Genomic DNA, 11,761 nt, shown 5'->3' with positions numbered 1-11,761 from the left:
TTCGTTCTTTCATTCAGTCAGTCGGCAAGAAGCATTCGGGATATCACAATACGCTGAATCTCGTTCGTCCCTTCGTATATCTGGGTTACCTTCGCATCGCGCAAAAACCGCTCTACAGGGAAATCCTTGGTATAGCCGTCGTCTCCAAATATTTGCACAGCCTCAATGCAGACCTGAACAGCGGTATCACTGGCGAAAAGCTTGGCAATAGCAGCTTGCTTCCCATATGTTAACCCCTTGCTTTCCCGCCAGGCGGCCTGATAGGCAAGCAGTCTAGCTGCTTCAATGTGAGTTGCCATATCAGCGATTTTAAAAGCAATCGTTTGCTGCCCACCAATCGGCTTTGCCAATTGATTTCGTTCTTTTGCATAAGCAATTGAAGCATCTAGAGCACCTTGCGCAATTCCAAGTGCTTGAGCAGCAATTCCGATACGTCCGCCATCCAGACTTTTCATGGCAATTCGGAAGCCTTCACCCTCCGGCCCTAGCAAGTTTTCCGCTGGAACACGGCAATTCTCAAACCTCAATTCCATTGTCGGTGATGAACGGATGCCTAACTTCTTTTCTTTGCTGCCAAAAATGAATCCAGCAGCTCCCTTTTCTACGATAAAGGCACTGCACCCTTTTTGCCTTTGCTGCATATCTGTCATCGCAAAAACGATGTAAACCTCCGCCTCCCCTCCATTTGTAACAAATAGTTTGGAGCCGTTAAGGACATAACTGTCCCCGTCCTTTATCGCTGTTGTCCTCATTGCCCCAGCATCGGAGCCGGAACCACTTTCCGTTAAGCTATAAGCTCCTAGCTTCTTGCCTTCTGCTAAAGGCCGCAAAAACTTTTGTTTCTGTTCTTCTGTGCCATACCTGTAAATCGCCCAACTGACTAGAGAGGTATGAACGGAAAGCATAACTCCTGTGGAACCACATACCCTAGAAAGCTCTTCGATGACCATGGCATAGGTCAGAAAATCGGATGCAAGCCCACCGTACGCTGCAGGCCACGGAATGCCCGTCAAACCAAGCTTCCCCATTTTATCGAACAAATTACGATCAAATCTCTCTTCTTCATCCCGCTGTGCAGCCGTCGGCTCTACCTCGTTAATCGCAAAATCACGCACCATGAAACGAATCATGTTCTGTTTATCCGTATAGGACACATGCATTCGACTGCCTCCTTCGACATGATGGACATTTCTTCATGTTCTGCCGAGGAAAAATTCGGTCGATGGATTGAAAATAGGACAAGCTGTAAACGCTTTCAGATCTATGCTTTATATATACACCCTTTTACAAAGGCTTATACCTTCGGGGCTGCACTAAAAAATTAAAAGAGCCAGACCTTTGTACAGGGTTGGCTCTTCCAAGTTCATTGTCTTTCCAGTATTTATACCAGTTCATTGACCAGTTGTTGATTTTTTTTGCCAAAAGATACGAAATAAAGTAATGTACTTGCTACGACAACTAAGCATAATATCAGAATGAGATTGCCGTACAAGTAGGCGTGTGAGTCTGAAATTAGAGGATGAAGCGGAAAAGCAAGCAGTTCTTTCTCCATCACTTTAGCAACGAGTGCCGTCACGACCGCTCCGGAAATCGTTGATGTCATATTGAAAAAGCCCATCCCGACGCCAATTTGTTGAACAGGCAATATTTGCGTAATCGTTTCCGTTAATGCCGTCTGCATGAAAGAAAACCCGATGTACATCATGATGAGAGCTGCTCCAATGTACCATACCCAAAGTCCGATTGATGAAGATTGCAGTAAAAGACTAGCTGCAATTAATATCAATCCTAGATATACAACATAATGGCTCCCTCGCTTGACCGTCATATTGCCGGCCACTTTCCCAAATACGACCGCGCTAATGGCTCCAGGAAACATTATAAGTCCAATATGTTCTGTGTCCAGGCCGTATATGTTACTTAACATTAGCGGAATGACGAACATGACCGACATTACGGTGCCAAAAATTAGAAAGCCGATGATGAGACCATTTCGGTAAAGAGAATTTGTGAAAAGTGCAGGTTCGACGAACGGCTCCTTCGCTCTGCGAATATGAACGATAAATAAAATAAGAGCTATCAGCACGATTCCCAAGTAGATCCAATTTCCTTCTGTCGTAAACAAAATCAGCGTTGATATGATAATACCCAAAAGTACCGCTCCTGCAACATCCAATTTACCTGCTTTGCGCGGTTCTACAGGCAGAAACTTTTGAAAAAAAGGAATGGCTATAACGACCGGTACCGAAACAAGAAACAAAAAGGCCCAGTGAAACGATCCTGCAATATAACCGCCAAGTACCGGACCGATCCCAATCGCGAATGAAACGGTCGATGTAATAATACCAAACATTCTCCCCCGTTCTTTCACTGTGAAAAACCGGGCTACCATGACGAAAATCAAGGCTGGGATAGCTGACCCACCTGCCCCTTGTATGGCCCGAGATAAAATGACAGCGGGATACCACGATTGGCATACAAAACCCAATATGGACCCAAAAGCGTAAAGAGAGATCCCTATTGTAATCAATTTTTTGATGCTGTACATATCGGAAAGCTTCCCGAATATAACCATTCCCATACCAAAGACGATAAAAAAGATCGTAACTACCCAGCTTACACCGGAAGCATCCAGACCGAACTGCTTGGCAATGCTTGGAGTAGATACATTGAATACGGATTCATTCAATACGGCAAAAAATATAACATAATAAATCCAAAGGACACTTTTCTTTATTTCTGAGTTGTCCGCTACAGTGTTGGTTTGACTCTCCACGATATTCATTTCGACAAACTTCCTTCCTCTTTACGAATTTAAATTTCATATCATTGAACTTACTACTCATTTACTCCTCGATTCACCCCATTTCTTACCAGCCACCTCAACTTTACCAAACTCACGTTCTCATGTACAGTAGTTTACACAACAAAAATTGTTGACAACATACAACTTGAAAGCTTCGCCAAACAAAAAAACTGCCAACTCTCCGTCGCCAGAGACTAAGCAGTCTTTATAATGGTTTAGTTTACATCCACACTCACTGTAGCATGCGCAGCCTCGCTATAAATGGTAATCTTATGAGTACTATCCAACAATTGTTTAGCAATCAGTCTCACTTCAAAGCGAGCATTCCCATTTTCATCAAATAAATCAGTTGTTCCTAGCGAGGTACCTGCCATTACAATCTCAAGGTTTGGATTTTCAGGAGACACAACAGGCGTCAAGTTCTTTGAAGTGACCTCATTTTGATCAAACTGTTTTTTGATGATCGGGTTCCCAACTGGTCAAACAAATTCAATGAAATGGATACTTCGAGCTGCGCTAAGTTTGCTATTATTCACATAAACGGTTACTGATAAATAATCATTCGTTTGGGAAGTATTCGCTTCTTTGACGTTAGCAATTATAACGAGGTTGCCCCATTCATCTTTTTTAAAATCTGCTGGAGCTGAGCCAGCTACAATGGCCGTGAAACCCGACGTTCCAAGGGATGCCGTTTCTCCGTATTGATTCATCTAATCGTTGCAGCCACCATCGCTAACGCCATTCGTAATTCCAGCTGTTTTCAAAGCTTCAATATATGGTAATGCAAAGCCATTGGCTTGATCATATGTACTTACATCTATAAATGAGGAAACTCTTAAACTAGCATTAATCGGAAGATCCAAGATCTTTGCCGCAACTTTAGCGAACTGTGCACGGTTCATTTGACTCTTTAATCCGAAAGTCGTTTCGGTCATTCCCTCAAAAATACCCGCGCTAATCATCGCATCGAATTTGGCTTTGGTAGCGGCGTCTAGTTGGCTCAAGTCCGTGAAGTCAAATGACGTTTTGCCGAATGCGACAGATGAGAACATGGATAAAGCCATAGCGGATGTAAGTACGAAAGATAGTTGTTTTTTCATAACGTTTCATCCTCCTAAGTCTGGGTTTTGTGTTGATAGGAATTTATACCCAGCTGCTTTGAGATCGAAACGAAATGTTTTGAAATATTTACATTTACCTTCTTGCTTGATGTTTGGATAGATTCCAGGAAGGCCATGAATAGTCTCCGGAATCTGCTTTAATGCGATCTATGGTTGCTTGTATCGACACCAACTCAGGGTGCTTGGATTGCAGTTCCTTAAGTGGCGGGACCACGTCGGTTGAGAGTCTCCCCAGATATTCAAGGTCGATGATTCCCGTTCTTTCGTACCGCTCCATGTTGTTGATTACGATTCGTTGTTCAATGTTCATATAATTCATCACCAGATAGGCCAGGATTGCCGTCGTGATAACAGCTTTTGACAAGGACATCCGCTCCATCCAGATTCGGAAAAAAGCAATGATAAACAAAACACCTAAGAAAATCATGAAACCATGAACGAGTAATCTCGTTTGCGTGAAGCCATACGCCTCTTCATACAACGAAAGCCTTCCATAAGCGGAAATGAGCATCACGATCGTGCATCCAACGAGCATCGTCAGCAGCCCTTTTCGAATGTTTTCCCCCATTTGACCGCTGCGGCGGATCCAATGCAGGCCTGGAAACAGCAGCGAAATATTGATGATAGCGACCGCAACAAGCTCAGCAAACCCTCTTCGCGCGTACTCCGCATAGATCACACCATTTGGTAAAAACCCATTCGCTGCTCCGAATAAATAGGAGAACTGAATGATAGCGAACAGCACATAGACAACGTTGACACACACCAGTAAAGTACCGGCTGTTATTGGATCAATGAGAATTTTTTTGTTTACAGCGGCAGATTCCTTACTTAACTCTTGAGGCGTTTGACTGGCTTCGAGGACTTTTGGAAAAAGAATTCCCCATAAATAGCAGAACGTGTATAGGGTTATTGCAATCCCAAAACCGGTACGTACTATCCCCTCAGCAACCGATATTCCGTTGAACCAATGAGGGATTTGGGTCACCCAAGATTGAAAAACACGATCCGCAGAAGCTAACAACCCAATTACGATGAACAATATGGGGGCTGCCAGCAAAAGGCCTGCACCAACTTTCCCCATCTTTCCCCATGCAGACTCCTTTTCGGTCTTTCTGCTCGGCAGCCAAGCTTTGATCATTCCAAAAGGTACTGACAAGTAAGCTATCGGCCTGCCAATGCAATGTCTCAGCAGATCCTGCAGGAATGTAGCATGATACCATGCATGCTTACTATTGCGTGATAAGACAATCGTCTGCATCGCAATGCATAGGGGTAAGGCAAGCAAATTAAGTGTATGGAACAGATTGTTGGCAAACAATGTATACGTCATAGCAATTAATACAACTGGAGCCAGAAGGAACCAACCCGCTTTATTTTGTCCTTCCCACGGCTCAAAGCCGCCTAATCTTCCTTTTATGGCGTAAAAGTAAAGGCTGTAAAAGCCAGCCACACTAATCAGAACAGAGATGCCGGCGGCATGGTCAATAAACATGTATTGAACCATGAAACCCAATAAACATGCGTACACAAGCATTAAACCGTATTTTCTTTGCCATGGAGCAGGATCTCTCATTGGACTTGTTCTCCTTTGTTTTACAGATGGTCAGGCAGCCTAAGCGTTTGTTATTTCCTGCCCTTTATTGTAACCTGTAAAACAAGAACAAAAAGTGTAAGTTTAAATTTCATAATTTCATATTTTATTCCGGAGGCTAAAGGGTGAAAATACGCAAACATTATTTAACAATTCGACGCTCATTTCCCCATGTCCATGAAGAGAATCCGCTCGAAATAACACTAGAAGAGTTAGCGTTGCATTTGGACTGTACGCACCGCAATATGGTTCTGCTTCTCAAGCGAATGCAGCAGGAGCAGTGGCTCACTTGGCTGCCCAAGAAAGGCCGCGGTAATCGCTCGACCCTTATTTTCCATGCGCGCAAAGAAGATATGCTTCTGGAGGAAGCTAAGGAATTGGTCGCGAAACAGGATCTGCATTCTGCTCTTGAACTGCTGCAAGCAGCCGAGCATGCTTCTTCCCTGCGAGAACAATTCCAAGTTTGGTTGTCAGGGCAATTCGGCTTTCGTTCTGAAGTGCAAGGTCAGCGGAGAACGGATATTTTGCGCTTCCCACTTACGCAAACGATTCACGCCTTAGACCCTGCAGCCATCCATTATGCGGGGGAATCCCATCTGGTGAATCAGCTCTTCGATGGACTCGTTCGGATGGATGCCAAAGGAGATCAGATCCTACCGCATCTTGCACACGCGTGGGATGTGGATGCTTCGCGCACCTTATGGACCTTTTATCTCCGCAAAGGTGTGCAGTTTCATCATGGCCATGAGATGCTGGCAAGCGATGTGAAATATTCACTTGAACGGCTTGGGCGCTTAGCGCCGCGTGGACTGTATAGCTGGGCTTATGCAGGCATCATTGACATTACAACTCCAAACGAAACAACAGTTTGCATTCAACTGTCTGAACGCAATGAATTATTTCTCGGATTTTTAACTACCAATCGCGCTTCTATCGTACCAGCTGATGTGTGTGAAGCTGCCGGCGGACTGATGGATAAGTCGCCTATTGGCACAGGACCTTTCCGGTTAACTGGGCATGAGCAAGGGATATGGATCTTGGAGGCATTCCCTGCTTATTTTCAGGGACGCGGGTTCTTGGATCGGGTCGAAGTATGGACATTGCCGGAGAATGAACAGACGGAATTATCAGCTCAAAGACAGCCTTTCCAAGTCATGCACAATGTGCGAATTTCAGACATGGAAGCGCAGCGTTGGCAGCAAGTAAGGCAATCCGGCATGACGACGAAATTCATGACCGTGAATGAATTGAAAGACGGACCGTTAAAGAATCGCTTCATTCGCGAGGCACTTAACTTAGCCTTGGATCAACCCTATTTACTGGAACAGCTCTCGGGAGATGTGATTGAAGCGGCAAGCAGCTTCTTCTTGCAGCGACAACAAGATACGGATCGTCCAAATCCTGCCATTGACGCGGGACAGCTAATTGAAGTCGAACAGCTGCTAGCAGCTTCCGGCTACCAAGGTGACGTACTGAAGCTGGCGACCATCCCGCAATATGAACAGGACGCGCTTCTTTTGCAGAAAATGTACGCCATGTCCGGAATCTCACTGGAAATCCTGCTTATTCCTGCTGAAGAATTCAAGGGCGAGCTGCGCATGACAGCAGATCTGCTGCTATTTGCCGTCATGCTAGACGAGCATCGTGAGCTGCGGCTCTATGATATGTACAAGAGCATGCGGCAGCATGCGGCGCCTGATGTGCAGACCATGCTCGATGACAGCTTGCGGCAGCTGCGTTCCGAGTCCGACCCGAAACGCAGAATGGCGCTGCTTGAGCAGTTGGAATCCCAGCTCAAGCAGCGCCACAGCCTGCTATTTCTATATCGAAAACATCTCAAAACCGCTTACCATCCGTCGATTCGCGGCATCTCCCTCGACTCACTTGGATGGGTGCGATTTCGCGACATTTGGTTCACCTAGAACCACCCATCGAAGGTAATTTATTCGCTCTTCAGTGTTACACCAGAAGGCAATATGCGAACAATGTGCTCGCGAAGCACCACGTTATCGTGCAGTTCGTCATTGAAGATGGCAATAATTCCACTGTCTTCACGGGTTCTAATCAAGCGCCCTATTCCCTGTCTAAGCCTTAACAGCATATATGGAATATCCACCTCTTCGTACGGCGAGGTTGATGCTTGACGCTTCGCATTGAATACGGGATCTTGTGGAGGAAACGGCAGTGACCAGACAATCACATTGGACAACGAAGGACCCGGTATATCGAGTCCTTCCCATAGAGTGACTGCAGACAACACGCTGTGTTCGTCTCCCTGGAAAGAGGCAATCAAATGGCTGATTTCTTGATCCCCTTCAAACAAGAATGTCAGTTCCGAACAATCCGAACGACCTTTGATTTCTCGCTTAAACCGCTGCAGCTCCTCGTGAGTTGGGAACAGAATAAGCGCTCTTCCTTCTGTTCTTTTTAACAACTGAACCGCGGATTCCATCTTTTCTTGAAACGTACCGCCAGACTCCCATTTGGGTGCGATAACTTCCATCCGCTCTGCATAATCAAAAGGAGAATCTACAGAGAAAGATAGATACTTATCAAGCCCCAAACTGTTAGCCACGTAATTAAATTTCCCCTCAACAGACAGCGTAGCCGATGAGAAAACGATTGGCATTCTGGAAGAAAACACGTGCTCTTTCAGCACTTCTTTCACGGTTCTTGGCATAATCACTAGGCTAAGACCTGTAATGCTTTCGGTTGCCCAGCAAATGAAGGTTTGATCATTGCGGAACAAAGCCAGCGCTTTCTGCATCATTTCCAAGTGTTCTTCCACGATCTTAAGCTGGTAGTCGTTTAATGTGAACATTTCACCTTCAAAGACAAGCTCCTCTTCAATCTCCGATAAAATATCACTTAGACGATGGATCTCTCGCAGCAGTCGGTCATTGATGATAATCTGCTTACGATCCGATCCAACAATCGGTTGACAGCAGCTTTCAAGCACTTCGAACATGAGCTCGCTTTGCTCAATGGCCTGATCAATACAGACGGCTAACGTCTCGCGCACTTCCCCTTTTAACAAACGAACCACTAATTCCTCGAACACCATATGCTTCAGCTTGTACGTTAAAGCTTTCTGAGCAGCCGATTCCATCAGATGTCCTTCATCGAAAACAACCGTACAATGATCCGGCAGCAAAGGAAGCTGACCTTCACGTTTTCTTCCGTCGTACGTCCACACATGTTCCATGTAGAAATCATGCGAGCAGATAATCAGATCCGCCGAACGTCTATACGCTTCACGAGATAACGTTTGGCCGCAGCGATGACGCTTATCGCAGACGAAACAATCCTGATAGGCATCCCAACTCACCTTGTGCCACTGTTCATCATTCAGGTGTGGGTAGTTTTTACGATCCCCATAAGCATGGAATGTTTGCAGCGCTTCACGAGTATGAACAAAGTCAGGAAGACCTTCATGCAGCTCTCTATATATGCCGGTATCCTCATGTCCGAATCGCGCCTCATCAAGCTTGACGAGACATACGTATTGGTCAGGCGATTTGGCAAGCCGCGCATCAATAACGAGATCCAAGTGACGCGATATTTTATCAATATCTCCACCTGGCTTGACCAATTGTTCAATCAAAGATTCATCCGCACAAGCGATGATAGCCGGTTTCTTCATGAATCGCGAGTAACATATCGCATACAATAAATAGACTAGCGTTTTCCCCGTACCTACCCCTGCTTCCGCAAAAATAGTCGATTTCTCAGCAAAAGCTCGTTCTAACTGGAACGCCATGTAAATCTGTTCGTCACGCACCTCAAAGCCTGCTTCAGGCAAAACTTCATAAAATATATCCGCAATCCAGTCAGAAACCTGCTGCATGAATGGCTGTGCGTGATCATATGCAAAAGGATAACGTCCCACGTAATGTGCCCCCAACAAATAGAATTGAATCAAACTTATATTATCCCACGAATGCTGCTTAAAAGCAAAGATCCGCTTGAAAAAGAAACATAAGAAAAAAGCCCATTCCCCAGCACGCACCTGCTAGAATGAGCTCTACCTATTTCTACATGCTAAATCGTTCGCGATATCCACATTTGCGGCATAATTCCTCGACAACTTCACGTCTGGAAAAGCCCTCGAACAATCGGTTCGCCCGTTCACCCTCAACGATTTCGGAGAAAGGCGTTTGGTTGATATTACCCAGATTAATAACCCCTTCTCCATCCAGACAACAAGGAATCACAGTGCCATCAACAAGAATGCCTGCTTGATTCCGCAGCGCGTGACAGAAGCCCGGCCCTTCAATTTCTTCCGCCTTCAAATCCGGCCACTGGAACTCATGATCCTGATTCAGATAGACGCGATCGGCCAGCTTAACACCAGTACCGCGAACGAATTTCTCATCGATTTTGTAATCAAGATCGAACTCTTTCTCGAGCAATTCCAGCACTTCACGGTTTCGCTGCCGTTCTTGATTCGTCTGATTGTCCGTATCTAGATTCCATAAACGGAATGAGATAATCGCATTGGACTTGGCAACGATTTCCTTAGCAAATCGCAGGATACTCGTGACGTATCCTTCTTTATCCTCAGATCCTTCGTGGCCATCAAAGCTGTGCAAGGAGAAATTCATTTGCCGCAGCGCCGGTTTATCCAGCAGCTTGTGTCTATTTTTGTTAATCAGCGTGCCGTTGGTTGTGATATTGACCTTGAAGCCTTTCTCGTGGCTCAAATCCAGCAGTTCGTCAATCTTTGGATGCAGCAAAGGTTCCCCTTTGACATGCAAATAAATGTGATCCGTATGCGGCTTAATTTGATCTAATATATTGGTAAATGTATCGATTTTGATAAAATTAGCTTGGCGCTTCGTCTGTGGGCAGAAGGTGCAGGCCAAGTTACAAACACTTGTAATTTCGATATAAAATTTCTTGAACTTCTTCATTCTATAGCTCCGTTTCTAGCTGCGCTCCTATGATATTTGCTATTATACCAAGCAAGCCCTGTGAAGGAAAGGAAATCGAACAATTAGAAAAACCATCTGACCATCCATCCAATAAAATGAGCAGACGGGATAAGGAAAACTTGCGCAAGCAGTGTCCCGAGAAATCGAGATGTCATGAGCAGCGCATAGATCTTTCCAAGCTGTCTACGTTGCGATTCGTCATGCAGTGCTTTGTCCGTGATAAGACCTAACTGCGGATCTATGAATATGGTAAGCAAAATAGTAGCAATACCGTTAATAAGTCCAGATGCTTGCGACGCTGTCGTTGCAAATTCAGGTAATAAATGCGCGGCATATAAGGAAGAAAGCACACCAACCGAATAGAAAGCAGTCACCATAATATTAATCAAAAGGAATCGTTTTGGAATCCCCAAATAACGGAACTGGCTCAACAGCTTGACATTCGGCTTCTTCAAATATTTTTTCGTGTTCTTCAACTGAGTCACCGTTACACTCGTTATGAGTTTCGGAATCGATCCTGCAATTTCCAACCGGGAAATGACTCGAACGCTGAGATTGATAAAAGACGGGAATAAAGCAATCGCAATCAGTGTCCCAATCGACGAGGCGAATAAACTGATTCGCAGGTATCGTTCCAAATCGAACGTCGGTTCGATCTTCGCAAAATCAACGAAGTGCGCAGTCATTGGCGCCTGAATTAAATTCGCTGTGCGCGATACAAGGACGACAATGCCGACTAAAGAGAGTGCCACGGCCAGCTTATTCACTTGCACCCCAGCGTACCGAATCGAGTATGACAACGTTTCCGCTGTGTGGATAATCATCGTCAGAATGAAGACCAATATGAGCGTGTTCGTCATCGTATGGACTTTTCCTTAGAAAGGGCTAGTAATCCGCTGATTACCTCTTCCCAATGTGCTTTCATCTCTTCTCTTTGCTCCGCGCTGTCCAGCTTCTCTTGATGGAAGCTAATTGTTGTTTTCCCTGGACTAGCGGCAGGCAGCAAGCGAATTTGTAGTGTAGACGCCTTCGGGAAGCCAATTGGCTGCCAAGTCATTCGAAGCTGCTCCTGCGGCTTCACCACACGAAATTCCCCCGTCGTTCCTTCTTGCGTCACGAACTTGTGACCTTTCACGATCTCAACTGTCGCTAAATCACCTAACCAAAGCTTTCTCCCTTGTGTTGAAGTCAGCAGCTCCCAAGCATCCTCTTGGAAAAAGGGAAGTGTACGTCTAACACCAATTTGAAAGCCTGCCGAAGCGGTCAGACCAACTGGTTTATTGGTATTCATCTCTTCTTTCCTCCT

11 protein-coding genes are annotated in these 11,761 nt (G+C 45.3%); 1 reads left to right on the top strand and 10 read right to left on the bottom strand.

The window, feature by feature from the left end:
* Nucleotides 1-17 precede the first annotated feature (17 nt).
* The 6 genes from QFZ81_RS13895 to QFZ81_RS13870 all read right to left on the bottom strand — a co-directional run bounded on the left by QFZ81_RS13895 (nucleotide 18) and on the right by QFZ81_RS13870 (nucleotide 5,503).
* Nucleotides 18-1,160 carry an acyl-CoA dehydrogenase gene (locus QFZ81_RS13895; RefSeq protein WP_307603069.1) on the bottom strand — a complete coding sequence of 381 codons (1,143 nt, stop codon included), beginning with the start codon at nucleotides 1,158-1,160 and terminating at the stop codon, nucleotides 18-20.
* Between the two features lie 221 nt (nucleotides 1,161-1,381).
* Entirely contained in the window at nucleotides 1,382-2,785 is a 1,404-nt protein-coding gene (locus QFZ81_RS13890) for an MFS transporter (protein ID WP_307443334.1), read from the bottom strand.
* Between the two features lie 236 nt (nucleotides 2,786-3,021).
* Nucleotides 3,022-3,225, bottom strand: a complete 204-nt coding sequence (locus QFZ81_RS13885) for a hypothetical protein (RefSeq protein ID WP_307603067.1) — start codon at nucleotides 3,223-3,225, stop codon at nucleotides 3,022-3,024.
* A 60-nt stretch (nucleotides 3,226-3,285) separates the two neighbouring features.
* The gene (locus tag QFZ81_RS13880; RefSeq protein WP_307443337.1) at nucleotides 3,286-3,516 is read right to left on the bottom strand and encodes a hypothetical protein; all 231 of its coding nucleotides are present in this window, start codon (nucleotides 3,514-3,516) and stop codon (nucleotides 3,286-3,288) included.
* A complete protein-coding gene (locus tag QFZ81_RS13875; protein ID WP_307443338.1) occupies nucleotides 3,517-3,906 on the bottom strand; it encodes an S-layer homology domain-containing protein in 390 nt (129 codons plus the stop codon).
* A 94-nt stretch (nucleotides 3,907-4,000) separates the two neighbouring features.
* Nucleotides 4,001-5,503: a DUF4153 domain-containing protein gene (locus QFZ81_RS13870; protein WP_307443339.1), complete on the bottom strand. Its 1,503-nt coding sequence runs from the start codon at nucleotides 5,501-5,503 to the stop codon at nucleotides 4,001-4,003.
* A gap of 143 nt (nucleotides 5,504-5,646) precedes the next feature.
* Here QFZ81_RS13870 and QFZ81_RS13865 point away from each other — a divergent pair, with 143 nt between their 5' ends.
* The gene (locus tag QFZ81_RS13865; RefSeq protein WP_307443341.1) at nucleotides 5,647-7,443 is read left to right on the top strand and encodes an ABC transporter substrate-binding protein; all 1,797 of its coding nucleotides are present in this window, start codon (nucleotides 5,647-5,649) and stop codon (nucleotides 7,441-7,443) included.
* Between the two features lie 20 nt (nucleotides 7,444-7,463).
* Here QFZ81_RS13865 and QFZ81_RS13860 read toward each other — a convergent pair whose 3' ends face one another.
* The 4 genes from QFZ81_RS13860 to QFZ81_RS13845 all read right to left on the bottom strand — a co-directional run bounded on the left by QFZ81_RS13860 (nucleotide 7,464) and on the right by QFZ81_RS13845 (nucleotide 11,746).
* Entirely contained in the window at nucleotides 7,464-9,410 is a 1,947-nt protein-coding gene (locus QFZ81_RS13860; RefSeq protein ID WP_307443343.1) for an ATP-dependent DNA helicase, read from the bottom strand.
* A 145-nt stretch (nucleotides 9,411-9,555) separates the two neighbouring features.
* Complete coding sequence (locus QFZ81_RS13855; protein ID WP_307443345.1) at nucleotides 9,556-10,434, bottom strand: radical SAM/SPASM domain-containing protein; 879 nt, start codon at nucleotides 10,432-10,434, stop codon at nucleotides 9,556-9,558.
* A gap of 83 nt (nucleotides 10,435-10,517) precedes the next feature.
* Complete coding sequence (locus QFZ81_RS13850) at nucleotides 10,518-11,315, bottom strand: lipid II flippase Amj family protein (RefSeq protein ID WP_307443347.1); 798 nt, start codon at nucleotides 11,313-11,315, stop codon at nucleotides 10,518-10,520.
* On the bottom strand, nucleotides 11,312-11,746 hold the full coding sequence (locus tag QFZ81_RS13845; RefSeq protein WP_307443349.1) for an SRPBCC domain-containing protein: 435 nt from the start codon (nucleotides 11,744-11,746) through the stop codon (nucleotides 11,312-11,314). Before QFZ81_RS13845 ends, QFZ81_RS13850 begins: the two co-directional genes overlap by 4 nt.
* Between the last annotated feature and the right edge of the window lie 15 nt (nucleotides 11,747-11,761).

This window comes from Paenibacillus sp. V4I9, from assembly GCF_030817295.1.
In the GTDB taxonomy this organism is placed as follows: Bacteria; Bacillota; Bacilli; order Paenibacillales; family NBRC-103111; genus Paenibacillus_E.
Note: the sequence above shows the minus strand (reverse complement) of the source record. Positions and strands in the feature narration are given on the sequence as shown.

Excerpts from the sequence above, each read along its gene's own strand:
- QFZ81_RS13870 (WP_307443339.1), bottom strand. The coding sequence starts at position 5,503 with ATGAGAGATCCTGCTCCATGGCAAAGAAAATACGGTTTAATGCTTGTG.
- QFZ81_RS13850 (WP_307443347.1), bottom strand. The coding sequence starts at position 11,315 with ATGACGAACACGCTCATATTGGTCTTCATTCTGACGATGATTATCCAC.
- QFZ81_RS13875 (WP_307443338.1), bottom strand. The coding sequence starts at position 3,906 with ATGAAAAAACAACTATCTTTCGTACTTACATCCGCTATGGCTTTATCC.
- QFZ81_RS13890 (WP_307443334.1), bottom strand. The coding sequence starts at position 2,785 with ATGAATATCGTGGAGAGTCAAACCAACACTGTAGCGGACAACTCAGAA.
- QFZ81_RS13895 (WP_307603069.1), bottom strand. The coding sequence starts at position 1,160 with ATGCATGTGTCCTATACGGATAAACAGAACATGATTCGTTTCATGGTG.
- QFZ81_RS13845 (WP_307443349.1), bottom strand. The coding sequence starts at position 11,746 with ATGAATACCAATAAACCAGTTGGTCTGACCGCTTCGGCAGGCTTTCAA.
- QFZ81_RS13855 (WP_307443345.1), bottom strand. The coding sequence starts at position 10,434 with ATGAAGAAGTTCAAGAAATTTTATATCGAAATTACAAGTGTTTGTAAC.
- QFZ81_RS13880 (WP_307443337.1), bottom strand. The coding sequence starts at position 3,516 with ATGAATCAATACGGAGAAACGGCATCCCTTGGAACGTCGGGTTTCACG.